General features: G+C 70.8%; 22 protein-coding genes and 1 tRNA gene. 8 read left to right on the forward strand and 15 right to left on the reverse strand.

Going from position 1 to position 23,974, the window contains the following annotated elements:
* Positions 1 to 152 precede the first annotated feature (152 nt).
* Entirely contained in the window at positions 153 to 368 is a 216-nt protein-coding gene (locus NX794_RS08625) for a DUF2277 domain-containing protein (RefSeq protein WP_258777676.1), read from the reverse strand.
* Positions 369 to 461: 93 nt separating this feature from the next.
* Between NX794_RS08625 and NX794_RS08630 the strand changes: the two genes are divergently transcribed.
* Together NX794_RS08630 and NX794_RS08635 are read left to right on the forward strand one after the other, a co-directional pair.
* Complete coding sequence (locus tag NX794_RS08630) at positions 462 to 1,361, forward strand: ketopantoate reductase family protein (RefSeq protein ID WP_258777677.1); 900 nt, start codon at positions 462 to 464, stop codon at positions 1,359 to 1,361.
* A 100-nt stretch (positions 1,362 to 1,461) separates the two neighbouring features.
* On the forward strand, positions 1,462 to 1,800 hold the full coding sequence (locus NX794_RS08635) for a hypothetical protein (protein ID WP_258777678.1): 339 nt from the start codon (positions 1,462 to 1,464) through the stop codon (positions 1,798 to 1,800).
* Between the two features lie 69 nt (positions 1,801 to 1,869).
* On the opposite strand, the gene NX794_RS08640 is transcribed toward NX794_RS08635, so the two are convergent.
* Positions 1,870 to 1,941 (reverse strand) — tRNA-Val (locus tag NX794_RS08640).
* A gap of 192 nt (positions 1,942 to 2,133) precedes the next feature.
* Between NX794_RS08640 and NX794_RS08645 the strand changes: the two genes are divergently transcribed.
* Together NX794_RS08645 and NX794_RS08650 are read left to right on the forward strand one after the other, a co-directional pair.
* Positions 2,134 to 3,519, forward strand: coding sequence for a coiled-coil domain-containing protein (locus tag NX794_RS08645; protein WP_258777679.1), 1,386 nt, complete (start codon positions 2,134 to 2,136; stop codon positions 3,517 to 3,519).
* Between the two features lie 93 nt (positions 3,520 to 3,612).
* Positions 3,613 to 4,173, forward strand: a complete 561-nt coding sequence (locus NX794_RS08650) for a DUF4383 domain-containing protein (protein WP_258777680.1) — start codon at positions 3,613 to 3,615, stop codon at positions 4,171 to 4,173.
* A gap of 67 nt (positions 4,174 to 4,240) precedes the next feature.
* Here the strand turns inward: NX794_RS08650 and NX794_RS08655 are convergent, their stop codons facing one another.
* The 3 genes from NX794_RS08655 to NX794_RS08665 all read right to left on the reverse strand — a co-directional run bounded on the left by NX794_RS08655 (position 4,241) and on the right by NX794_RS08665 (position 9,164).
* Positions 4,241 to 5,341, reverse strand: a complete 1,101-nt coding sequence (locus NX794_RS08655) for an amidase domain-containing protein (protein WP_258777921.1) — start codon at positions 5,339 to 5,341, stop codon at positions 4,241 to 4,243.
* A gap of 191 nt (positions 5,342 to 5,532) precedes the next feature.
* Entirely contained in the window at positions 5,533 to 6,822 is a 1,290-nt protein-coding gene (locus tag NX794_RS08660) for a polysaccharide deacetylase family protein (RefSeq protein ID WP_258777681.1), read from the reverse strand.
* Positions 6,823 to 6,866: 44 nt separating this feature from the next.
* The gene (locus tag NX794_RS08665) at positions 6,867 to 9,164 is read right to left on the reverse strand and encodes a transglycosylase domain-containing protein (protein ID WP_428985873.1); all 2,298 of its coding nucleotides are present in this window, start codon (positions 9,162 to 9,164) and stop codon (positions 6,867 to 6,869) included.
* 126 nt (positions 9,165 to 9,290) lie between these two features.
* On the opposite strand from NX794_RS08665, the gene NX794_RS08670 reads away from it, so the two are divergent.
* Positions 9,291 to 9,515 (forward strand): FmdB family zinc ribbon protein, encoded by a 225-nt coding sequence (locus NX794_RS08670; protein ID WP_258777682.1) that lies wholly within the window; start codon positions 9,291 to 9,293, stop codon positions 9,513 to 9,515.
* 27 nt (positions 9,516 to 9,542) lie between these two features.
* Here the strand turns inward: NX794_RS08670 and NX794_RS08675 are convergent, their stop codons facing one another.
* Genes NX794_RS08675 through NX794_RS08685 form a run of 3 tightly spaced genes read right to left on the reverse strand, consistent with a single transcriptional unit; the run spans position 9,543 to position 14,127 of the window.
* Positions 9,543 to 10,370 carry an HAD family hydrolase gene (locus NX794_RS08675; protein WP_258777683.1) on the reverse strand — a complete coding sequence of 276 codons (828 nt, stop codon included), beginning with the start codon at positions 10,368 to 10,370 and terminating at the stop codon, positions 9,543 to 9,545.
* Positions 10,367 to 12,922 carry a phosphoribosyltransferase gene (locus NX794_RS08680; protein WP_258777684.1) on the reverse strand — a complete coding sequence of 852 codons (2,556 nt, stop codon included), beginning with the start codon at positions 12,920 to 12,922 and terminating at the stop codon, positions 10,367 to 10,369. The genes NX794_RS08675 and NX794_RS08680 overlap by 4 nt, the downstream gene beginning before the upstream one ends.
* 38 nt (positions 12,923 to 12,960) lie before the next feature.
* The gene (locus NX794_RS08685; RefSeq protein ID WP_258777685.1) at positions 12,961 to 14,127 is read right to left on the reverse strand and encodes an HpcH/HpaI aldolase/citrate lyase family protein; all 1,167 of its coding nucleotides are present in this window, start codon (positions 14,125 to 14,127) and stop codon (positions 12,961 to 12,963) included.
* 176 nt (positions 14,128 to 14,303) lie between these two features.
* Here NX794_RS08685 and NX794_RS08690 point away from each other — a divergent pair, with 176 nt between their 5' ends.
* Positions 14,304 to 15,086 carry a TerD family protein gene (locus tag NX794_RS08690; RefSeq protein WP_258777686.1) on the forward strand — a complete coding sequence of 261 codons (783 nt, stop codon included), beginning with the start codon at positions 14,304 to 14,306 and terminating at the stop codon, positions 15,084 to 15,086.
* A 23-nt stretch (positions 15,087 to 15,109) separates the two neighbouring features.
* Here the strand turns inward: NX794_RS08690 and NX794_RS08695 are convergent, their stop codons facing one another.
* From NX794_RS08695 to NX794_RS08720, 6 genes are all read right to left on the reverse strand, one after another.
* On the reverse strand, positions 15,110 to 15,844 hold the full coding sequence (locus NX794_RS08695) for a TerD family protein (protein ID WP_258777687.1): 735 nt from the start codon (positions 15,842 to 15,844) through the stop codon (positions 15,110 to 15,112).
* A 105-nt stretch (positions 15,845 to 15,949) separates the two neighbouring features.
* Positions 15,950 to 17,095 (reverse strand): DUF475 domain-containing protein, encoded by a 1,146-nt coding sequence (locus tag NX794_RS08700; RefSeq protein WP_258777688.1) that lies wholly within the window; start codon positions 17,093 to 17,095, stop codon positions 15,950 to 15,952.
* A gap of 49 nt (positions 17,096 to 17,144) precedes the next feature.
* Positions 17,145 to 17,723: a TerD family protein gene (locus NX794_RS08705; protein WP_258777689.1), complete on the reverse strand. Its 579-nt coding sequence runs from the start codon at positions 17,721 to 17,723 to the stop codon at positions 17,145 to 17,147.
* A 101-nt stretch (positions 17,724 to 17,824) separates the two neighbouring features.
* The gene (locus NX794_RS08710) at positions 17,825 to 18,400 is read right to left on the reverse strand and encodes a TerD family protein (protein WP_258777690.1); all 576 of its coding nucleotides are present in this window, start codon (positions 18,398 to 18,400) and stop codon (positions 17,825 to 17,827) included.
* Positions 18,401 to 18,496: 96 nt separating this feature from the next.
* Positions 18,497 to 18,955, reverse strand: a complete 459-nt coding sequence (locus tag NX794_RS08715) for a peroxiredoxin (RefSeq protein WP_258777691.1) — start codon at positions 18,953 to 18,955, stop codon at positions 18,497 to 18,499.
* Between the two features lie 171 nt (positions 18,956 to 19,126).
* Positions 19,127 to 19,564, reverse strand: a complete 438-nt coding sequence (locus NX794_RS08720) for a DUF3052 domain-containing protein (protein ID WP_258777693.1) — start codon at positions 19,562 to 19,564, stop codon at positions 19,127 to 19,129.
* A gap of 393 nt (positions 19,565 to 19,957) precedes the next feature.
* Here NX794_RS08720 and aceE point away from each other — a divergent pair, with 393 nt between their 5' ends.
* A complete protein-coding gene (gene aceE, locus NX794_RS08725; protein ID WP_258777694.1) occupies positions 19,958 to 22,705 on the forward strand; it encodes a pyruvate dehydrogenase (acetyl-transferring), homodimeric type in 2,748 nt (915 codons plus the stop codon).
* Positions 22,706 to 22,800: 95 nt separating this feature from the next.
* Positions 22,801 to 23,544 carry a potassium channel family protein gene (locus tag NX794_RS08730; RefSeq protein WP_258777695.1) on the forward strand — a complete coding sequence of 248 codons (744 nt, stop codon included), beginning with the start codon at positions 22,801 to 22,803 and terminating at the stop codon, positions 23,542 to 23,544.
* A 44-nt stretch (positions 23,545 to 23,588) separates the two neighbouring features.
* On the opposite strand, the gene NX794_RS08735 is transcribed toward NX794_RS08730, so the two are convergent.
* A complete protein-coding gene (locus NX794_RS08735; RefSeq protein ID WP_258777923.1) occupies positions 23,589 to 23,897 on the reverse strand; it encodes a small hydrophobic protein in 309 nt (102 codons plus the stop codon).
* Between the last annotated feature and the right edge of the window lie 77 nt (positions 23,898 to 23,974).

The raw sequence follows: 23,974 nt of genomic DNA on the forward strand, positions 1-23,974 counted from the left end.
CTCCAGCCTCCGGCCGGGGACCCCCAGAGCACGCACCTGACGCCGCGAAGCCCGCCCTCCGGGCGAACGGCGGGAGTTTGACGACAGGACCTAGAGGCGACGAGCCGCACACACTCGCCCCCGCCGCGAGCCCCCTCGGCCAGGGCCGCCCGCTACCGCTGCCCCCGCACCTCCAGGTCGGCCAGCAACTCGGCCGTGGCGTGGGCCACCGCCGCCACCGCCCGGTCGAAGACCTCGCGGTTGTGGGCGGCGGGGGCGCGGAAGCCCGAGACCTTGCGCACGTACTGGAGCGCGGCGGCGTGGATGTCGTCGCCCGTGGCCTCGTGGGGCAGCGCGGGCGGTCGCAGTGTCTTGATGCTCCGGCACATGAGCCCAGTCTCCCGCACCGCGCGCCGCCCTGCGATGATCCCCGCGAAGGCGGCCACCGATCCCCGGGGCCGACCGTCGGAAGGAACAGCCTCATGGCGAACCAGTACACCGTGGCGATCCTCGGCCCGGGCGGCACGGGCGGCCTCCTGGCAGCCCTGCTCTCCCGCGCCGGACACCGCGTGATCTGCCTGGCCCAGGACCGTACGGCAGCAGCTCTGCGCGGCAACGGCATCACGGTCCGCAGCGCCCGGTTCGGCGACTTCACGGCCCCCGTGGAGACGGCCACCGCGCTCCACGAACCGGTGGACGCCTGCCTGGTCACGGTCAAGCACACGGCGCTCGACGCGGCCCTGACCCGCGTCGAGCCCACCGCCCTCGGCGACGCCCTGCTGGTACCGCTCCTCAACGGCGTCGAACACCCGGCCACCCTGCGCGCCCGCTACCGGCCCGACCGGGTCGCCCCGACCGTCATCCGCGTGGAGTCGACCCGGGTGGCGCCGGGCGTGATCGAACACGGCAGCCCGTTCACGGAACTGGACCTGGCCGGCGACGGCGTACCGCGCGCCCGCCTCGACACCCTCGCCGCCACCCTCACCGCCGCCGGTACGACGGCTCGGGTGGTCGGGGACGAGACGGCGGCGCTGTGGGCCAAGATGGCGTTCCTCGCCCCCTTCGCCCTGCTCACCACCCGCTACGCCCTCCCCCTCGGCGAGGCCCGCACCCGGCACCGGGACGAGCTGCGGGACCTGGTCGCCGAGACGGCGGCCGTCAGCCGGGCCTGCGGCGCCCCCGCCGACCCGGCCCGGGCACTGGCCCGGTACGACGTCTTCCCGCCCACCGCCAAGTCCTCCATGCAACGGGACGCCGAGGCGGGCCGTCCCCTCGAACTCGACGCGATCGGCGGGGCGTTGCTGCGCGCGGCCGAGCGCCACGGCGTACCGGTGCCGGTGACGGCACGGCTGGTACGGGAACTGCGCGAGGCCGGCTTCTGAGACCCGGGAGGTTCGGCCGGGTCACCCGTTCGGCTGAACCTCCTCCTCATCCCCCGGACGAACTCGCCTCACAAAATCGAACAGGCGTACCATTGCCGTCGTGGCCAAGACCTACGACTTCCCCAGCGACCTCCTCGCCGCCCAGGAGGAGCTGCATCAGGTCCGGGCCGAGTTGTCGGCCCTGCTCAGGCGGCTGCCGTGGTCGGTGGCACCGCTGGACGGCTTCAGCGACGACACCGGCTGGCGCAAGGCGGAGCGCCCCGCCTCCCCGGGCTGGACGGCCGACGAACAGGCCGAGGTGGAGAAGCTGCGCCGCCGCGAACACGAGCTGGCGGTCTTCGTCACCACCCATCGCTTCTGGGCCGAGGTGGCGGCAGCGGACCGCATGAACGCCCGAGCCACCCTGAAACACACCCCCGAGCCCCCACCGGACGCCTGACCCGGCCCCCCGGAAACACGGAGCGGAAACACAGAACGGCCCCCGGAGAAACCTCCGGGGGCCGACCGGTGGGCGCGGACGGTTTCGAACCGCCGACATCCTGCTTGTAAGGCAGGCGCTCTACCACTGAGCTACGCACCCTGAACGCCCGGGCCATGCCCAGGTCGAGTGGACAGAGTACCTTGCCGTGCCCAGTGCCCACCACGCACCGGCGCGCGCACCGCCCGCCCCCGAAACTCCCCCGCCCGAAGCGAACTGACCGGCCCGTGTGTTCGTCTACAACGGGTGGGAGAATGGCAGCAGCCAGGGTGAGGTTCTGTACGGGAGAGGGATGTGACGGCGACACCGGGCACGTCAGGGACGCAGCCGTACTCGTCGCCGTCCGCGGGGCGGTGTGCCGCCGTGCGGGACGTACTGACGCTCGTGAGCCTGCCCGTGCTGGCCGCGGCCGGGTTGTCGGCCGCGTTCGCCGGTGGGGGGACCCGGCGCTGGTTCGGCGGGCGGGCGGAGAGTCAGCGGGCGGAGGCACAGAGCGCGAAGGACGCCGCGGCGGCCGCGTTCTACGAACTCGACACCGCCCAGCGCGACCTGCGGATCTCCATCGAGACGATCACCGCCGTGGACGACTCCCCGGCCGCCCGGCGCGCGGTGTCCGACTTCGAGGCGCTGGGGCGGCGGATCGACGAGGTCAGTCAGCGGTACATCCAGGCCGTGGACGCGCATGACCTGGACCGGGACGACCTGGAGGCCTCGGCGGCGGCGCGGGCGCGTACGGAGCTGGGCGCGGCCAAGGACGAGCTGGTGCGGGTGAAGGGGGAGCTGGACCGTTTCGGCAGCTCGCTCGGGCCGCTGCTCGGCACGGCGGAGACGCGGCTCGCCCGGCTGGCGCCGGCGGTGGAGCGGGCCCGGCAGTCGCTGCTGGCCGCGAGCAACGCGCTGGACGCCGCGCGGGAGAGCGGGCTGGGCGCGGACGAGCTGGCGGCGCGGCTGGCCGCCCTGGGGCCGGAGCTGACGCGGCTGAACCAGGGGGCCGGGCAGCACGGCGTGGCGGCGACGCTGGAGCGGGCCGAGCGCGTGCAGCGGGAGGCCGGGGCGATCCGGGCGGTGGCCGAGCGGCTGCCGGAGCAGGCGGCCGAGATCGATCACCGGCTGGTGTCGCTGCGGACCCGGGCGCAGGCGCTGACCACGCGCGCGGGGCAGGTGGAGCCGGTGCTGAGCGAGCTGCGGCGCCGGTTCGCGGTGGCGTGCTGGCAGGATCTCCAGCAGGTGCCGGCGCTGGCCGGGGAGAACGTGCGGCAGGCCGAGCTGAAGCTGGCCGAGGCGGGGGCGGCGCGGGACGCGCAGCGCTGGGCGGACGCGACGGCGCTGCTGTCGACGGTGCGAGCGCTGCTGAACGCGACGGACGAGGCGGTGTCGGCCGCCGGGGACCGGCTGCGGCGGCTGAACGCGGTGCAGAAGGACCCGCAGGCGGAGATCGAGCGGACCCGGTTCGCGATCCGGGACGCGCAGCGGCTGGCGATGACGGGGCGTACGACCCCGGATCCGCGGCACGCCCGTCCACTGGACGACGCGGTGGCCCGGCTGGAGCGGGCGGTCGGCACGCTGGAGGGCCGGCATCCGGACTACTGGCGTTTCCTGACGGAGACGGACGCGGTGCGGCAGACGGTGGCCCAGGTCGTGTCCCGCATCCGTGAGGACCGGGGCGGTCCGGGGCACTGAGCGGCGCCGCCGGGTTCCTCTGTTGCCGCTCCCCCCGCCCCGGCGGATAGTGGGTGGAGCGATGGCCTGCCCCAGCGCCCGAGGGAGGCGGCAATGGCCACACACGCAGTGCACGGCGGGCCGAAGCGGCGGACGCGGCTGAACGATCATCTGCCGGTCGACCACCGGCTGAACCGGGTCTACCGCTTCGGTGCGGGTCTGATCGGCGCGTTCCTGGTGGCCTTCGGCATCCTGGGGCTGATCAACCACATCGGCTTCTTCGGCACCGGCGGGAACACGGTCGTCGGCCTGAACTCCAACGGCACGCTCAGTGTGCTGTCGATCTGTATCGGCGCGCTGCTGCTGGTCGGCATGGTGATCGGCGGGAACTTCGCCTCGACGCTGAACATGGTGCTGGGCGTGCTGTTCCTGCTGAACGGCTTCCTGTTCCTGGGCCTGCTGGACAGTGACAGCAATTTCCTGGCGTTCAAGATCCAGAACGTGCTGTTCAGCTTCGTGGTGGGCCTGCTGCTGATGACGTTCGGCATGTACGGCCGGGTCGGGTCCGTGCTGCCCCACGACAACCCCTACTGGCGGGCCCGGCACCCCGAGGGCGGCGAGCCCCCGGGCCGGGAGCAGGAGACGGGCGTACCGCCGCTGCCCGGCCGGGAGTAGCACCTGTGGCGCAGGCCGGCTCGTACTCGGAGATGCCCCGGGACGAGCCGGCCCTGTCGCGCCAGGATCAGGTGCGGTAGGCGTAGAACGCCGCCGTCGGGTACGACGCGATGAGGCTCGCCACCGACCGGTTGTACGTGTTCGTCGAGTGGTACGTCACGTACGGCACGCCGTAGCGGTCGCGGTAGGTGACGATCATCGAGTGGTCCTTGGACCCGTCCCGGTTGAAGTCCATCTGGAGCACGTCGCCGACGTCGAGCTGGTAGACGTTGGCGAGGCTCGTGACGCGCTTCGAGGACAGGGCGAACCAGGAGAACTCGTTCACGCCGACGAAGGAGTCGGACTGGATGTCGGCCGTGCCGAACCACTTGTGCCAGTCGTTCGTGTAGCCGGGCGCGTGCTTCCAGCCGCCGGCCTTGAGGGACTGGCTGACGAAGTTGGTGCAGTCGCCGCCGGCGCCCTGCCCGTTGAAGTCCGGGTAGGCCTTGTTGTAGTTCTTCCAGTACTTGGCCGCGTATGCCGCCATCGCCTGGTAGTCGTAGCCGGAGGCCGTGAAGTTCTTCGGCTTGGCCGCGGCCGGCCAGCTGGTGGCCGAGCGGGTCGCGTCCGGCGGGCTGTCGTCGTCCACGGTCTTCACGGAGGCCACGGACGGCTTGGCGACCTGGTTGACGGCGAGGTAGCCGTCGTCGGTGTCGCGGATGCCGGTGAGCTGCCAGGTCCCCGAGCGGTCGGCCTCGAAGGTCAGCTCGTGGTGGGCCTGGAAGCCGGTGTTCTTCTGGTTCCTGGACACCGGGCGCTCGTAGGTGAGCGTGGTCGTCTCGGTCACGGCGACCTTGGCCTTGCGGCCCTTGACCTGGGTGGCGTCCAGGGTGACCTGGGTGCTGCCGTCGCTGTACTTCTCGCCGAGCTTGGCGAGGGTGGAGCGGCGGTCGCGCAGCTGTCCGAGGGCGGAGTCCTGCTGGCGGTTCTGTCCGCCGGACATCCGCACCGACCCGGAGAAGCCGGCGGTGTGGCGGGTCCGGGACTTGCCGGCGCCGTCCACGAGGGCCTGGGTGCGGTCGGTGAACACGGCGTCGGCCAGGCGCTGGAAGGTCGCCTTGGTCTTCGCGTCCACCGTCGGGTCGTCGGTGACCGCGGCGCCGGCGCTCCAGTTGGGCACCAGTGCCACACCGGCGACGACCGAGGCGGCGGCGACCGTGACTATGGAGGCGCGGCGCCGCTTACGGCTCAGTTTTCTAGATTTCAATGGTGTTCCCCTTCACTCCGGTACTCCTACCGGGAGGTAGGGCGCATCTTCGCATGCCGTGTGCGGCTGTTGTGAAGGGGGTTTGCACAAGTGGAACCTTGGGGCGCGGTCCGTCACTTGACGACCGTGGACCAGTCCGGGGACTGGGCGGGGTCGAGGCTGCGCAGCGCGGCGAGGGTCGAGGGCTTCTGGACGTCGAGCCAGTCGGCGAGTTCCTTGAAGGACACGCACTTGACGCCCTTCTTGGTGCAGACGTTCTTGACGACCTGGTCGATGGATTTCATGTAGATGCCGCCGTTCCAGTCCTCGAAGTGGTTGCCGATGAACAGCGGGGCGCGGCTGCCGTAGTAGACGCGGTTGAAGCCGGCCATGTAGGAGTCGACGGTCTGCTGCTCCCATTCGGGGAACTTGGCCGGGTCGCCCTGGGTCTCGCCGTCGGACTGGTTGTAGAGGAAGTTGAAGTCCATGGACAGGCCCTGGAACTTGCCGTTCTCGTACGGCAGCATCTGGAGCGGGAAGTCCCAGATGCCGTTCTTCTTGGAGGGCCATATCTGGAAGTCGCCCGGGGAGCTGGCGTCGTAGCGCCAGCCGTAGCTCTTGATGGCCTTCAGCAGGTTCTTCTGGCCCTCCAGGCAGGGCGCCCGGCCGCCGGTGACCTCCTTCTTGAAGTCGAAGGGCAGCGCGGGGACGTCCTTGAAGCCGGTGTTGGTCTTCCAGTTCTCCACGAAGGAGTAGAACTGGTCGATCTCGCTCTTCCACTGCTCGACGCTCCAGTCGCCGCCGCCCTTGGCGCCGCAGAAGTGGCCGTTGAAGTGGGTGCCGATCTCGTTGCCGTCCTGGTAGGCCGCGGAGAGCTGCTGGAGGGTGGTGCGGATGTGGTCGTCGGTGGCGTAGTCGATGGCGGCGTCGCCGGCCGAGTGCATGGGGCCGTGGTACTTGCTCTTCTCGCTCTTGGGCAGCAGGTAGATGCCGGTGAGGAAGAAGGTCATGTGGGCGTCGTACTGCTTGGCCATCTCCCGGTAGTGGGAGAAGAGGTGGTCGCTGCCCTCCAGGGCGCCGTCCCAGGAGAAGACGACGAACTGGGGTGGTTTCTCACCGGGTTTGAGCGGCACCGGCTTCAACTGGTTCTTCTGCGGGCCGGTGTAGGAGGTGGAGCCGTCGCCGAGGACGTGGGTCTTGCCGTCCCACTCGGGTGTCTTGCCGGCCTTCGGGGTCGCCGCGGGCTTCTTGTCGGCGGAGGCCGCGGGTGTGGTGTGGTCGGGGCGGCCGAGGGCCAGGTACCCGGCCACCAGGGAGGCCACGACGAGGAAGGCGGCGAGGGTCAGGACCTGGGGGCGGGTGGCGGCGGGGACGCGGCGGCGAGGGGTGGCCCGGCGACGGCCCGACGGCTTCTTGCTGGACATGCGCGGCTCATTCTCCGATGGGTGAGGGGGTACGGGTCCGGTGGTCAGTCAAGACCCGTCGCGGCCGACCAGAGGTTGTACGGCACGTCGTCCGTGGAGTTCCCGGCCAGTCCGTCGAGCGGCAGTGGCTCAAGGGACTTGGCCAGGTCGATGCGGTAGACGACGACCGCCGTCGAGACGGAGTCGGCCGTGCCGGCGTACCAGGCGGCGGTGTCCTTCTCGGTGGTGCCTGCCTTTCCGGCCACCCCGGGGTGGGCGGCGGCCGTGTCGGGGTGTCCGTTGCGGAAGGAGTCGGTGAGGGCGTCGGTGACCTGCTCGGCGACCTCGGCGCCGACGGCGCGCTCGGGGTGCGGGGTGGCCAGCGGGACCGGGGCGCCATTGCGGGTGACGCGGCTGACGGAGTACGGCTCGGTGTGGGTGCCGTCGGCGGCGAAGGTGGCGTAGGCACTGGCCATCCGGATCGCGCTGGGCGTGGAGTTGCCCAGGGAGAGGGCCGGCACCTGGGGGCCGATGCTGGAGGGCAGCAGTCCGGCGGCCTCGGCGGTCCGGCGGACCGTCTTCAGGCCGGTGTCCATGCCGAGTTGCATGAACGGCGTGTTGACGGAGCGGGCGAGGGCCTCGCGCAGGGTGATCTGCCCGTAGGATCTGCCGCCGTCGTTGTGCGCGGCGACCTTCTTGCCGCTGCGGTCCCAGTAGGGGCCCTCGGGGGTGGTGACGGGCACGCCGTCGTCGCCGTCGTAGACGCTGTCGGGGGTGACAGTGGTGGCGGCGCCGTCGCGTGTTTTGCGGGCGCCGTGTTCGAGTCCCGCGGCGTAGACGAACGGCAGGAAGGCGCTGCCGGCCGGGACGGTGGTGGCGTTGGACTCGTTGTAGCCCTGTTTACGGTGGTCGGGGCCGCCGTAGACGGCGAGGATCCGTCCGTCGGAGGCGACCGAGGAGGCGCCGTAGTGGCCGTTCTTCGCGGCCTTGGGGTTGTCCTGCTCGGCCTTCTTGCGGGCCTTGCCGACGGCGTCGGTGAGGGCCTTCTCCCGCTTGCGGTCGAAGGTGGTGTAGATCTGGTAGCCGCCCAGGTCGAACTGCTTGGCGGTGAGGTGGGCGGCGTTCTTGGCGTACTGCGAGGCGAGTTCGACCAGGTAGTCGCTCTGCTCGCCGGTGTCGTAGAGCGGGTTGTTCTTCAGCGGGTCGGGGAACGTCTTGTAGGTGGCCCGTTCCCGCGGCGACAGCTTGCCGATCTTGACCATGCGGTCGAGGATCCAGGACCAGCGTTCCACGGCCCGCTTGTGGTTGGCGGCGCTCAGGGTGGGGTCGTAGAGTCCGGCGCCCTTGAGCAGCGAGGCGAGCATGGCCGCCTGGGAGGCGTTGAGCTTGCTGACGTCCTTGCCGTAGTAGGCCTGGGCGGCGCGCTGGATGCCGTAGGTGCCGCGGCCGAACCAGCTGGTGTTGAGATAGCCCTCAAGGATCTTGTCCTTGCTCATCTTGTTGTCGAGCTTGAGGGAGATCATCGCCTCGGTGAATTTGCGGCTGATGGTCCTGTTCTGCGTGAGATAAACATTTTTGACGTATTGCTGGGTGATCGTGGAACCGCCCTCGGTGTCCCCTTCGCCGACGGTGCGGAACAGCGCGCGGCTGATGCCTTTGACCGAGACGCCCGGGTCCGAGTAGAAATCCTCGTTCTCCGCGGCGAGCACCGCCCAGCGGACGTCCTCGGGTATTTCCTTCAGCGGCATCGCCTGCCGCTGCACCCAGCCGGTGCGGGCCATGGGCGTGCCGTCGGACCAGAAGTAGACGTTGTCCTGCTGTGTCGCGTACGAGTTCAGGTTGCTCGGTATGTCGGTGAGCGCGTAGGCGGTGACGAGGAAGGCGGACAGCAGCCCGAAGGAGGCCAGGGTGGCGCCGAGCCACTGCCGCCAGGACGGCATCCAGCGCCGCCAGCCGGTGCGGCCGGGGCGCGGGTAGACGGGCTTGAGGCGGCGCGCGTAGGGGGCCAGGCGGCGGGCGTACGGCGCGAGGGGCGCGAGCAGCGGACGCAGCCGGGCCGGGAGACCGGCGAGGGGGGCGGTGAGGGCGGCGGCGCGCTCCTTGCCGGTGGGGCGGGCGCTGCGGCGCCGCTCGGCCCGGCCGCCGACGGCCTGCTCCGGCTCCGGCTTCCCGGGGGGTGGCGGCACCCGGAGCTGCATGGTCTCGTCCGCCTTGGGCACCCTCAGGAAGAGGGTCTCGTCGCTGTCGAACGCCCCCTCGTCACGGCCCTTCCGGCTCTCGGAACGGCCCTCCCCCTGCGACGCATCGGTCACGAACGCGTCTCCCTCCCCACTCGATCTTGCTCGCGCGGGAGAGCTGAGCATCCTCGCAACGGCGTTCACAAGTTATCAGCGATATTTTCGAATCCTCCGCACAGACGGTGGATGAAATGCAACACTCATGAAACGTTGAGACACCGGTCCCCGGCCCCTCGCGACTAACCTGGCCCCATGCCTCGCTATGAGTATCGCTGCCGAACCTGTGGTGACACGTTCGAAATGAGCCGTCCCATGGCCGAGTCCGCGTCCCCCGCCGCCTGCCCCGCCGGTCACGACGACACGGTCAAGCTGCTGTCGACGGTCGCCGTGGGCGGCCGGGCCGGCACCGCCCCGGCCGCCGCGCCCGCCCCGGCGGGCGGAGGCGGCGGCTGCTGCGGCGGGGGCTGCTGCGGCTAGGTCCGGCCCCGCCCTCCGCGCTCCCGGTCAGCCCCGCCCCGCCCCCTGCGACCCGGTGGCCCGCAGGAACTCGCGCAGGATGCGCTCCCCGGCCAGGACGCCCCGCTCCGGCAGGGCGCTGATCTCCGGGGCCGTCCAGTCCGCCTCGGCCAGTTCGCCGTGGCCGGGGCGCCAGCCCCGGTCGGCGGCGAGCAGCAGGTCGGCGTCGAGCAGCGAGTCACCGGCGGCCAGCGTCAGCCGCGCCCCCGTGCGCCGGGCGACCTCGCGCACGGCGGCGCTCTTGGTGAGCGGCTTCGGTACGGCGTAGATCTTGCGGCCCTGGAGGGAGACCGTCCAGCCGCGGTTCTCCGCCCACACCGCCAGCTCCTTCACCCAGTCCTCGTTCAGCAGCTCGCGCTCGACCACGAGGTAGGCGAACAGGTCCTCGGCGGTGCGGTGCTTGCGCACCCAGACCGGGTCGGCGGAGCGCAGCAGGTGCTCGCGGACCTCGTCCAGCGGCGCGCACTCGTCGGCGAGCCGTGCCTGCACGCTCGCGTGCCAGCCGGCGTCCGTGACCCCGTCCACCAGCAGGTGCCCGCCGTTGGCGCAGATCGCGTACTTCGGCGGCGGCCCGGGCAGGTTGATGCGCTGGTACTGCTTGCGGGTGCGGGTCGTGGTCGGCACGAAGACGGCCGCGTCGCCGAGTTCGGTGAGCAACCCGGCCGCCGTCTCCGTCATGTAGGAGAGGGGCCGGGCCTCGTGCACCTCCACGCACAGCAGCCGGGGGGCCCGCGCGTCCGGCATGGTCAGGGCAAGGGCCGCCGCGGAGTAGATCAGCGTGCGGTCGAGGTCGCTGGCCACCAGCACCGGGGTCACCGGGTCACCGCCTTGCCGTCGGCGCCCGTCGCGCCCCGGGTGTACTTCGGGTGGATCAGTCCGACGCAGCTGTACGGCAGCTCGCCGACCTCCTCCACGGGCACCCCGCGTTGCTCCGCGAGCAGCCGTACGTGGTCCAGGTCGGCCCCGGCACCGGCGCGGGCGAGGATCTTCCAGGGGACGCGGCGCAGCAGCACCCGGGTGGTCTCGCCGACGCCCGGCTTGACGAGGTTCACGTCGTGGATGCCGTACTCCTCGCTGATCCGCTCCACGGCCCGCCAGCCCTCCCAGGTCGGTGACCGGTCCTCGGCCATCAGTTCCTTGGCGGCCGAGTCGGCGGACTCGGCGACCTCCGGGAAGCGGGCGCAGACGGTGTCCAGGAAGGCCACGGAGACGTCGGCGGCGGCGAGCTCGCGGTAGAACTTGGCGCCGTGGAAGTCGTCGGGCCCCACCAGGTCGGCACGGAGCACGGTGCGGGATATCAGGCCGGAGACGGTCGAGTTGAGGCAGGCGGAGGGGATGAGGAAGTCCTCGCGGGTGCCGTAGGTGCGCACGCAGGAGCCCGGGTCGGCGAGCACGGCGATCTCCGGGTCGAAGCCGGTGACACCCTCCTCGGCCGCGAACTCCTCGATGGCGTCGGCGAGTTCACGGGTGATGGCGCCCTTGCCGGTCCAGCCGTCGACGAACACGACGTCCCGGGGGTCGTGGTGGGCGGCCAGCCAGCGCAGCGCGTTGGCGTCGATGCCCCGGCCGCGCACGATGGACACGGCGTAGTGCGGCAGGTCGAGACCGTGCCGGAATTTCGCCCAGCGGCGCATCAGGACACCGACCGGCGTCCCGGCGCGGGCGAGCGAGACGAGGACCGGGCGGGGCGAGCGCTCGGCCAGGACGGTCTCGGTGACCACGCCGACGGCCCGGGCGATCCGGGCGGCGGAGGCGTCCAGCGCGGAGTGGAACAGCCGCTGGTACGCCTCGCTGGGCTGGTACTCGACGGGCAGGGACTCGGCGTAGTGCGCGCCGCCGCTCTGGATGGCCTCCTCGCGCTCCTCGGTGGGCGCCTCCAGGGTGACGTCGGAGAGGTCCTGGAGCAGCCAGCCGACCTCCTCGGGTGCGTACGAGGAGAACGCGGGGCCGCGGAGGGGCTCGGGCAGCATGGCCGGCCTTTCGGGAGCGTGCGGGGGCTCGGGGACGTAGGAGGGGACGACCGCGAGCAGGACGTGCGGGACGTGCGCCGCGAGCCGGGCGAGGAGTCCGCCGGGGGCGTGCAGGGCGGGGGTGTCACCGGTGGAGTCGACCACGGCGACGACGGTGTCGAAGCCGCCGCCGGCGACGTTGTAGGCGTAGCGCTCGCCGGGCCCGTCGGCCGGGTCGTCGTGGGCGGGGAAGACCAGGCGGCTGCGGATGGCGTAGCCCGGGTCGTCCAGCGCGAGCACGGGTGAGCGGGTGGTGGTGGAGAACCGCACCTCGGCGTCCGTGACCCGCTCCAGCCGCTCGGCGAGCCGCAGCGGGGCGTACATCAGCTCCTCGGTGCCGAGAACGAGGACCCGGCGGGCGCCGGCGGGCAGCGCCTCGGCCATCCGGCCGGCCATGGCGGGCAGGGCGGCGTCGAGGCGGGCACGGTGGGCGGGGGTGAACCCGTGCCGGCCGCCGTCGGGGAGGCCGGGGGGCCAGTGGAGGTCGACGGTGTCAGTACCGCCCGGCGGAAGCGCCCCGCCAGGGGCGCGGGGAACTGCGCGATCAGCCACGGTGGACCCGCACCCGGCGGACGGGGACTGGGACCCGGCCTCGGAACCGCCCCCGGACCCGGACTCGGACCCGGACTCGTGCCGGGCGACCAGTGCCCGCCCCTTCTCCAGCACACCGTCCGGCAGCCGTACGGTCCCGGACGCGGTGGCGACGACATCGACCCGCGCCCCGATCTCCGCCGCGAACTCCCGCAGCCGCCCGCTGTCCTCGGGCGAGCGCATGTCCACCAGCGCGACGATCACGTACCGGTCCCGGGGATGGCGTGCGTGCAGGTCGCGGATGGTGTTGAGGACGGTGTTGCCGGTGGAGAACTCGTCGTCCACCAGCACCAGCGGCCCGGCGCCGGACAGCAGCGCGGGGTCCTCGGGCAGCAGCAGGTGCGAGGTGGCGTGGGAGTGGGCCTCCTCGAAGCCCCCGGCGGCGGCGACCCCGGCCACCGGGCGCCGCGTGGAGTGCAGGTACGGCGCGCCGCCCAGCCCGTCGGCCACCGCGTGCCCGAGTCCGGTCGCGGTCTCCGCGTACCCGAGGACGACCGCGGCGGAGCCGGTGTCCCCGTCGCCGTCGCCGTCGCCGAGCAGGTCGCGCACCTGGTGGCCCAGGCGGAGGCCGTGGTCGTACACCACGGCGGGCGACTGGGGTATGTGCTTGCCGAGCACGTGGGAGACCAGCAGGTGGGCGCGTTTGGGGTTGCGGCGCAGCGCCAGCCCGAGCAGGGCCGGCAGCGCGTCGTCGCCCACGAGTTCGACCCCGAGCCGTTCGGCGACCCAGGTGCCGGTCCAGACCCCGTCGTTCACTGCGTTGTTCATGCGTTCCTTGGATCGGAAGGGCCGGGGTGTCCGGCCGGTCAGCCGGTTATCCCGGCGGCGAGCAGCTCCACGAAGCCGACGTCCTCGCCCGCCACGCCGAAGACCTCGGCGCGCAGGAGGGTCCGCTCGGCCCAGGCGCGGTGCGGCTTCACCTCGTTCATCTTGTTGGTGTACGCCGACCTCAGTACACCCCCACCGCCGCGTTCCGGCCGCAGGATGTCCGCCGCGTCGCTGAACTCCTCGTGGCTGACGACGGACAGCGCGTGCACGGGCAGGACGTGGGAGGGGTGGATGCAGGTCTTGCCGAGCAGGCCGTTGGCCTGGTCCAGGGAGATCTCCCGGAGCAGCCCGTCCATGGCGTGCTCGATGAGCTTCTCGCGCAGTTCGACGGCGCGCACCTCAAGGAAGGGGCTCTGTCGCAGCTGGGGCTTGAAGACGCGCTCGGGGACGCGGAAGTACTCCCAGACGGGCCCGGTGACGGTGAACCCGGTGCCGTCGGCCCGGCCGAGCATGTTGACCACGTCGGCGATCACGGACGCCACGATCTGCACGTCGTACGCGGTCATGTCGGGGGCGCGGCGCAGCCCGTAGGAGGAGCAGAAGTCGGTGACGCCGAGGCGGAGGGCGAGGACCCGGTCGCGGTACTTGTCGACGGCGCGGGCGATGCCCTCCAGGGTGTCCACGCGGGACTCGCGGTAGAGCAGCTCCGGGGACTCCAGCACCGGCATGGCGAAGAGCCGCTGCCCGCTCGCGGACTCGGCGGCGGTCAGGGCCTCCAGGAAGGGGATGCCGCGCTCGCCGGTGAACTTGGGCAGCACGAAGCCGGACAGCAGCCGGGCGCTCGGGCCGAGGCGGTGCACGAGGTCGGGGATCTGCTCGGGGGTGCGGACCCGGATGAAGAGCAGGGGCGGTTCCGCGCCGGGGCGGGCGGCGAGGTCGGCGAACTGGCGCACCAGGTTCGCCTCGCCGGCCGGCACCTCCGCGTCGTCGATCGAGTCCTCCAGGCACAGCACCATCGAGACCACGCCCCTGGCCGCCTGCTTGAGGACGTCGTCGGCGAGCCGGGGCCGGGTCGCCGGGCTGTAGAGCGTGGCGCCCAAGGCCGCGGAGAGCAGCCGGGCCGGGGAGTCGGCGGTGAAGGCGCACGGCTCCTGGTGGAAGAGGCGCTGTCGCACCTCGGGGGCGATGTGCCCGAAATGACGCATGGGACTCCCTCGGGGTGCGCAGCCAGTCTCTGGAAACGGTAAAGGGTGGCCGGTAATAGTACGTAGGGACCCATGTCCGGGGTTCCCCGCGGGCATGAATTTCCGGTAACTCGCCCGTGTCGGCGCCGACACCCCCCGCATTGTCGTGGCCAGGACCGAGAAGGCAGGATGACGGCATGACGCACGCGATGCTGAAGGGGTCCAACGTCCCGCTGGAGGCCACCACGGTGCGCGCCGTGCTGCGCTGGACCCCCGGGCAGGGGGTTCCGGACGTGGACGTCTCGGCACTGCTGCTGGGTGCCGACGGCCAGGTGCGCTCCGACGAGGACTTCGTCTTCTACAACCAGCCCCGGCACCCGTCCGGGGCGGTGTGGCGGCTCGGCAAGAAGCGGATCGCCGACGGTCTGACCGACACGATCCAGTCGGACCTGGCCGGTGTCGAGCCGGGCGTCGGCCGGATCCTGCTGGTCGCCTCGGCGGACGGCGAGCCCTTCGACCGGGTGCCGGCGCTGGGCATCTCGCTGTACGACGCGACGCTCGCCGACGGTGAGCCGCTGGCGCGGTTCGACATCAGGCCCGAGACCGGGGCCGAGACGGCGCTGATCTGCGGTGAGCTGTACCGGCGCGGGGAGGGCTGGAAGTTCCGGGCGCTGGGCGAGGGCTACTCGAACGGGCTGAAGGGGCTCGCGACGGACTTCGGCATCTCCGTGGACGAGTCGGAGGCGGCGGACGGCGAGCGGACGCCGGAGCCGACGGCGGCGCCGGGCGCGCTGCCTCCCGAGCGGCCGTTCACTCCGGAGCCGCAGGTGTCCGTGCCGCAGGTGTCCATGGAGCCGCCGACGGCCGCGGTGCCGCAGCAGCCGCCGGCGTACGGGTATCCGCAGACGATGCCTCCGGCGGTGGGAGGGGACCCGGGGTTCCGGCTGCCGCCGCAGGGCCCGCAGTTCGTGGGGCGTTAGGTTCCTCGGCCTCCGGAACGGCTCTAGCGGTCCGCCTTCGTCTTGTAGCCCCTGCCCCACTGGAGTCCCCAGCCGTAGAGGCGGTCCAGTTCGCCCTGGAAGCCGTAGACGAACTTGACCTCGCGGCGGACCGTCAGCTCGTCCTTGACGTTCTCGATGAGGACCACCGCGCAGGAGCGGGCCTGGGGGTGGCGTTCGTCGAGGCTGACCTCGATACGGGGGCCGTTGCTCGGGTAGAGCGTGACGATCGCGTGGGTGCGGTCGAAGGCCGGGGTCTGGTCGTAGATGTAGACGAACACCAGCAGGCGTTTGATGGCGTCCTTGTGGTCCAGGTTGACGTACATGGTCTCGCCGGAACCGGAGCCGAACCGGTCGTCGCCGCTGAGCTTGATGTACGGCGGGGCGTTGACGTCGCCCAGGTAGCCGCCGAGGGGCTGGACGACGCCCTTGGTGCCGTCCGCCAGCTCGTACAGGCAGCCGAGGTCGAGGTCGACGTTGACCATGCTCTGCCCGTGGCCCTGCACCTCCGGCGGTTTGAGGGCCTTGAAGGGGTGGCGGAACAGGCTGGTGCGCTGGGTGCCGAAGTCGGACGTCCGCATCCGCCAGGACAGGTTGACCCGCAGGTTGCCGGTGGCCGCGTCCTGTTTCGTGAGGGACACGGCCTGGTGGCGCCGGGTCAGCTCGATGGCGTTGGTCGCGGCGCTGCCGGAGTCGAAGTCGGCGGCCCGGCCGCCGAGCAGTCCGTCGAAGAGTCCCATGTCCCGCCCCCAGGTTTCGTTCCCGCACGCCGTCGGGGCGGCCGAGCGCGTCGGCCGCCCCGCTCGAAGCGTTCCTCACCGGACGGGGTGCCACACCCCGGACGGTCAGACCCCCGAGGGGATCTCGGCCTTCTCGTCCGAACCGGACTCCCCTCCGGCCGCCGCCAGCGCGCGGTTGCGGCGCACGGAGGACCAGAAGGACCAGGCGATCAGGACGACGCCGACGAGGCCCGTGATCACCTCGTTGATCTCGTACTGGATGGTGACCATGAGGATCACGGCCAGGGCGCCGATCGCGTAGTGGGCGCCGTGCTCCAGGTAGACGTAGTCGTCGAGGGTGCCCTGGCGGACCAGGTAGACGGTCAGCGACCGGACGTACATGGCGCCGATGCCGAGGCCGAGCGCCATCAGGACGATGTCGTTGGTGATGGCGAAGGCGCCGATCACACCGTCGAAGGAGAAGGACGCGTCCAGGACCTCCAGGTAGAGGAACATGAAGAACGCGGCCTGGCCGGCCAGCACGACCGCCGAGCGCTGCTTGCCGCTGCGGGCGGCCTCTTCCTCCGCCTCGTGCTCGCGCTCCTCCTCTTCCTCCAGCTTGTCCTCGAAGTAGCCGGAGAGACCGCCGACGACCATGTAGGTGATCAGGCCGGCGATGCCGGCGATCAGGACCGTCTGCGCCTTGTCGACGTGCGCGCCGCCGTGCTGGTGGGCGTGGGTGGCGAAGGTGAAGGAGGTGACGAGCAGGACGATCAGGGCGATGCAGACCGACAACATGTCGACCTTGCCGAGCTTGGCCAGGGGCCGCTCGATCCAGCGCAGCCACTGGATGTCCCGGTCCTCGAAGATGAAGTCCAGGAAGATCATCAGCAGGAACATGCCACCGAACGCGGCGATAGCGGGGTGGGCGTCGGTGACCAGCTGCTGGTAGCGGTCCTTGTTGTTGAGCGCGAGGTCGACGGCCTCGATCGGCCCCATCTTGGCGCTGATGGCGACGATGACGACGGGGAAGACCAGGCGCATGCCGAAGACGGCGATGAGCACGCCGACCGTGAGGAAGATCTTCTGCCAGAAGGGGCTCATCTTCTTCAGGATCCCGGCGTTGACGACCGCGTTGTCGAAGGACAGCGAGATCTCCAGCACGGCCAGGATCGCCACGATACCGAAGGCGGTCCAGCCACCGTAGAAGGCCGCCGCGACCAGGCCGAGCGCGGTGATCGCGAACGACCAGCCGAAGGTTTTGAGAAGCACTGGCTACCCCATCATCTCTGTACGGGACTCCCCCGCGCCGCACGCGGCTTTACGAAACGTTGACTCCGAAGTCTAGGGCGATGCCGCGCAGGCCGGACGCGTACCCCTGTCCTACCGCCCGGAACTTCCATTCGCCCTGGTAGCGATAGAGCTCGCCGAAGATCATCGCGGTTTCGGTGGAGGCGTCCTCGCTGAGGTCGTAGCGCGCCAGCTCCTGGCCGTCGGCCTGGTTGACCACGCGGATGAACGCGTTGGAGACCTGCCCGAAGGTCTGCCCGCGCTCGTCGGCCATGTGGATGGAGACCGGGAAGATGATCTTCTCGCAGTGCGCCGGCACCGCGGGGAGGTCGATCAGGATGGACTCGTCGTCGCCCTCGCCCTCACCGGTGAGGTTGTCACCGGTGTGCTCGACCGAGCCGTCGGGGCTCTTGAGCTGGTTGTAGAACACGAACCACTCGTCGCCCAGCACCCGGTTCCCGGCGCCGCACAGCAGGGCGCTGGCGTCCAGGTCGAAGGGGGCGCCGGTGGTGGACCGGGCGTCCCAGCCGAGCCCGATCAAGACGTTGCTGAGGTTCGGTGCGGCCTTGGAGAGGGAGACATTGCCTCCCTTGGCGAGCGTGACGCCCATGTGGTCCTCCCCTTGTGGTGCTTCCCTGTTGTCCTGCGCGTCCGGCGCCGCCCGTAAACGGTGCGGCGCCGGACGGTAGGGGTATCCGAACCCTGCCGGGATCAGACGTTGACCCCGAAGTCCTGCGCGATGCCGCGCAGGCCCGAGGCGTAGCCCTGGCCGATGGCGCGGAACTTCCACTCCGCGCCGTTGCGGTACAGCTCGCCGAAGACCATGGCGGTCTCGGTGGAGGCGTCCTCGCTCAGGTCGTAGCGAGCGATCTCCTGCTGGTCGGCCTGGTTCACGACGCGGATGAAGGCGTTGCGGACCTGGCCGAAGGACTGCTGGCGGTTCTCGGCGTCGTAGATCGACACCGGGAAGACGATCTTCTCGACGTCGGCCGGGACGCCGGCCAGGTTGACCTTGACCTGCTCGTCGTCGCCCTCGCCCTCACCGGTGAGGTTGTCGCCGGTGTGCTCGACCGAGCCGTCGGGGCTCTTGAGGTTGTTGAAGAAGACGAAGTGCTGGTCGCTCGCGACCTTGCCGGCGTTGTTCAGCAGCAGCGCGCTGGCGTCGAGGTCGAAGTCCGTGCCGGTCGTGGTGCGCACGTCCCACCCGAGACCGACGATGACGGCGGTCAGGCCCGGGGCCTCCTTCGTCAGCGATACGTTGCCGCCCTTGCTGAGGCTGACTCCCACGGGTCCTCCTGTGGTCTTCCGGGGCCCTCGGCCCCCTCGTGCTTCGGATAGGGGATCAACGTGCCGATCCTAGTGACGGGTTCCCGCACCCGCAGATCACAGGGTGTCGAGCGCCTTCACGTAGTCGTTCAGGTCGCGGGCGTCGGGCAGGCCGTTGCGCACGGTCCAGCGGACGACGCCCTCCTTGTCGATGATGAAGGTGCCGCGCACGGCACAGCCCTTGTCCTCGTCGAAGACGCCGTACGCGCGCGAGACGTTGCCGTGCGGCCAGAAGTCGCTGAGCAGCGGGTACTCCAGGCCCTCCTGCTCGGCGAAGACGCGCAGGGTGTGGATGGAGTCGTTGGAGACGGCGAGGAGCTGGGTGTCCCGCTCGGCGAACTTGGGCAGGTTGTCGCGCAGCTCGCACAGCTCGCCGGTGCACACGCCGGTGAAGGCGAAGGGGTAGAAGAGCAGCACCACGTTCTTGTCGCCGCGGAGGTCGGAGAGCCTCACGGTGCGGCCGTGGTTGTCCTTGAGCTCGAAGTCGGGCGCCTTGTCGCCGACCTGGATCGCCATCGTGCATCCCTTCGGTGGGCTGTTCGGGTGAGAGCACAGCAGACTGCGGGCTCCACCCTACGCAGCGGTCACCGAAGGTCTCGCGCGGCGGTCACCGAAGGGCCCGCGCGGCGGTCGCGAGGGGCCTCGCGGCGGCCGGTCCGGGCCTGGTGGCCCGGACCGGCACCGGGGTCATCGCTTGGACTTGGCGGCCTTCGGCGTCGCGAGGCGCGAGCCGCTCCAGTCCTTGCCCACACTGACGCTCTTCGACGCCGTCAGGCCGGCCGTGGTGGCGGCGTCCTGGATGTCGCTCGGCTCCACGTACCCCGTACGGCCGGTCTTCGGCGTCAGGAGCAGGATCGCGCCACCTTCCTCGATGTACGTGGTGGCGTCCACCAGCACATCGGTCAGGTCGCCGTCGTCGTCACGGAACCACAGCACAACGGCGTCGGCCACGTCGTCGAATTCCTCGTCCATCAGGTCGCCCTCGATGGCTTCCTCGATGGCCTCGCGGAGCTCCTGATCGACGTCGTCGTCGTAGCCGATCTCCTGGACCACCTGCCCGGGCTGGAAACCCAGCCTGGCGGCAGGGTTGGTCCGCTCCTCCGCGTGGTCCGCGGTCGCGCTCACGGGTTGCCTCCTGATCATGTCTTGATGAATGTCTCAGCCACGCGCGTGCGCGAAGCATTGGCCGTAGTCCACACGTGCGGGACGGATCGCGCAAGTACCCGGCCCTCGGGACCGCCGAAACGGTGACGATCCGGGCCGTGTCGCCGCAACTTCTCGCACGGTACCCCGATTCTCCGGCACCCACATCACGCCGATGCGTCCGCTTTGCCCCGTACGGGATCCTCACCCCCCGCACCACTCGAACACCTTTGCCAAGCGTGTCACACCCGGGGCGTATCGTTGCGTTTTGACCGATGGGACACCCAGCAGATGACGTGAGCCGCTCCCAGGTACACGATGGGGGACGGTGCAGGCACTGGTAAGAACCCGGCCCTCTGACAGGTAAGGAACAGCGTGGCTTCCGGATCAGATCGCAACCCGATCATCATTGGCGGCCTTCCGAGTCAGGTTCCTGACTTCGATCCCGAAGAGACCCAGGAGTGGCTCGACTCCCTCGACGCCGCCGTGGACGAACGCGGCAGGGAACGGGCCCGCTATCTCATGTTGCGCCTGATCGAGCGGGCCCGCGAGAGGCGCGTGGCCGTGCCCGAGATGCGCAGCACGGACTACGTCAACACGATCCCCACCAAGAGCGAGCCGTTCTTCCCGGGCAACGAGGAGATCGAGCGCCGGATCCTGAACGCCACCCGCTGGAACGCGGCCGTGATGGTCTCGCGCGCCCAGCGCCCCGGCATCGGCGTCGGTGGCCACATCGCCACCTTCGCCTCCTCCGCCTCGCTGTACGACGTGGGCTTCAACCACTTCTTCCGCGGCAAGGACGAGGGCGACGGCGGCGACCAGGTCTTCTTCCAGGGCCACGCCTCCCCCGGGATCTACGCCCGCGCGTTCCTCCTGGACCGGCTCAGCGCCGACCAGCTCGACGGGTTCCGGCAGGAGAAGTCGAAGTACCCCGAGGGCCTGTCCAGCTATCCGCACCCGCGTTCGATGCCGGACTTCTGGGAGTTCCCGACCGTCTCCATGGGCCTCGGCCCGCTCGGCGCGATCTACCAGGCGCGGATGAACCGCTACATGCAGGCGCGCGGGATCGCGGACACCTCGAAGTCGCAGGTGTGGGCGTTCCTCGGGGACGGCGAGATGGACGAGCCGGAGTCGCTCGGCCAGCTCACGCTCGCCGCCCGGGAGGGCCTGGACAACCTGACCTTCGTGGTCAACTGCAACCTCCAGCGCCTGGACGGCCCGGTGCGCGGCAACGGCAAGGTGATCCAGGAGCTGGAGTCGGTCTTCCGGGGCGCCGGCTGGAACGTGATCAAGCTGATCTGGGACCGCACCTGGGACCCGCTGCTCGCCCAGGACCGGGACGGCATCCTGGTCAACAAGATGAACACGACCCCGGACGGGCAGTTCCAGACGTACGCCACCGAGTCCGGCGACTACATCCGCCGGCACTTCTTCGGTGACGACCACCGGCTGCGCGCGATGGTCGAGAACATGACCGACGACCAGATCCTGCACCTGGGCCGCGGCGGTCACGACCACCGCAAGATCTACGCCGCGTTCAAGGCGGCCCAGGAGCACAAGGGCCAGCCGACGGTCATCCTGGCCAAGACGATCAAGGGCTGGACGCTGGGCCCGAACTTCGAGGGCCGCAACGCCACGCACCAGATGAAGAAGCTGACGGTCGACGACCTCAAGCGCTTCCGGGACCGGCTGCACCTGCCGATCGCCGACAAGGAGCTGGAGTCCGGCGCGCCGCCGTACTTCCACCCGGGCCGGGACTCGGAGGAGATCCAGTACATGCACGACCGCCGGTCGGGTCTCGGCGGCTACGTGCCCACGCGTGTCGTGCGCTCGGAGCCGCTCGCCCTGCCGGACGACAAGGCGTACGCGACCGTGAAGAAGGGCACGGGTCAGCAGTCCATCGCGACGACCATGGCCTTCGTGCGCCTGCTCAAGGACCTCATGCGGGACAAGGAGATCGGCAAGCGGTTCGTGCTGATCGCGCCGGACGAGTACCGCACGTTCGGCATGGACTCGTTCTTCCCGAGTGCGAAGATCTACAACCCGCTCGGTCAGCAGTACGAGTCCGTGGACCGGGAGCTGCTGCTCGCGTACAAGGAGTCGCCGACCGGGCAGATGCTGCACGACGGCATCTCGGAGGCGGGCTGCACGGCCTCGCTGATCGCGGCGGGCTCGGCGTACGCCACGCACGGCGAGCCGCTGATCCCGGTGTACGTCTTCTACTCGATGTTCGGTTTCCAGCGCACCGGCGACCAGTTCTGGCAGATGGCCGACCAGCTCGCGCGCGGATTCGTCCTCGGCGCGACCGCGGGCCGTACGACGCTGACCGGTGAGGGCCTCCAGCACGCGGACGGCCACTCCCAGCTGCTCGCCTCGACCAACCCGGCGTGCGTGGCCTACGACCCGGCGTACGGGTACGAGATCGCGCACATCGTGCAGGACGGTCTGCGCCGGATGTACGGCAGCTCGCCCGAGCACCCGCACGGCGAGGACGTCTTCTACTACCTGACCGTCTACAACGAGCCCATCCAGCACCCGGCGGAGCCGGCGGACGTGGACGTCGAGGGCATCGTCAAGGGCGTCCACCGGATCAGCGCGGGCACCGGCGGGGCGATCCCGGCGCAGGTCATGGCATCCGGTGTGGCGGTCCCGTGGGCGCTGGAGGCGCAGCGGCTGCTCGCCGAGGAGTGGAACGTCCGCGCGGACGTGTGGTCGGCGACCTCCTGGAACGAGCTGCGCCGCGAGGCCGTGGAGTGCGAGGAGCACAACCTGCTGCACCCGGAGGAGGAGCAGCGGGTGCCGTTCGTGACGCGCAAGCTGGGCGGCGCCGAGGGGCCGTTCGTGGCGGTCTCCGACTGGATGCGCTCGGTGCCGGACCAGATCTCCCGGTGGGTGCCGGGGACGTTCCAGTCGCTGGGCGCGGACGGCTTCGGCTTCGCCGACACCCGGGGCGCGGCGCGCCGCTTCTTCCACATCGACGCGCAGTCGATCGTGGTGGCGGTGCTGACGGAGCTGGCCCGGGAGGGCAAGGTCGACCGCTCGGTCCTGAAGCAGGCCATCGACCGCTACCAGCTGCTGGACGTGTCGGCGGCGCACCCGGGGGCGGCCGGCGGCGACGCGTGAGACCGCGCCCGGCGCAGGCCGGGTGACGGGTCGGGGGGCGGTGGGGCCGGTCGGCCCCACCGCTCTTCTGTACGGATCTTCTCTACGCTGCGGGTATGGAACGACAGTCGGCACAGGCCGCGTGGGAACGACGTACCGAACGGCCGCTGCTGGCACTGGCGGTGGGGTTCGCGCTGGCGTACGCGGTGCCGATCGTGGACAGCACCGCCTCGCGGTCGCTGACCGAGCTGTGCACGGGCGTGGAGTGGGTGGTGTGGGGCGCGTTCGCCGTGGACTACGTCATACGGCTGGGACTCGCGCCCCGGCGCGCGGAGTTCGTGCGCCGGCACTGGCCGGATCTGTGCGCGGTGGTGCTGCCGGTGCTCCAGCCGCTGCGGCTGCTGCGGATGGTCTCGACGCTGCTGCTGGTGGGGCGGCGGGCCCGGATGGCGCCGCAGATCCGGCTGACCACGTATGTGGTGGGCTCGGTGGTCGGGCTGCTGATGTTCGGCTCGCTGGCGGTGCTGTCCGTGGAGCGGGGCTCGCCGCACGGGAACATCCGGACGCTGGGTGACGCCGTGTGGTGGTCGTTCACGACGATGACGACCGTGGGGTACGGCGACCACGCGCCGACCACCGGGCTCGGCCGGATGATCGCGGTGGGGCTGATGCTGTCCGGCATCGCGCTGCTCGGTGTGGTGACGGCGAACATCGCGGCCTGGTTCCTGTCCCAGTTCGAGAAGGACGACGTGGAGGAACGGCGCCAGACGGAGGCGATCGCGGTCCTCACGGAGGAGGTACGGCTGCTGCGTGCGGAGGTGGCCCGGCTGACGGAACGCCGGCCGGACCACCACCACTGAACCCGCTCGCCGGCACCGGCGGGGTGCCGCTGTCACCGCCCGCGTCAGAGCAGGCCGTGGCCCCAAGTGGCCGCGCCCGCCAGGGCGATGATGGCCAGCAGCGTGTCGATCGCGCCCAGGATGAGGGCCACCAGTGGCGGGACGGACCGGTCGTTGGACCACTTGCGGCCCATCGCCTGCCAGCCGCAGAACATCGCGACCGGGCCCAGGATGATGCCCAGTGCGAAGAAGCCGGCCACCGCACAGATCGTGCCGATGATCCCGAGCGTCGCACGGTCCGGCCCGGTGCGTTGCCACGTCCGGCCACGTGACCGGGGGTACCCGCGCGTTCCCTGCCCGAAGCCAGCCATCATCAACTCCCTGATGTCGTGGGTCACTTCGGCTTCGGTGCTCGGGTACCCCGGTTCCGGCGGGGCAGACCCGCGCCCGC

The organism is Streptomyces pyxinicus (genome assembly GCF_024753135.1).
Classification (GTDB): domain Bacteria; phylum Actinomycetota; class Actinomycetes; order Streptomycetales; family Streptomycetaceae; genus Streptomyces; species Streptomyces pyxinicus.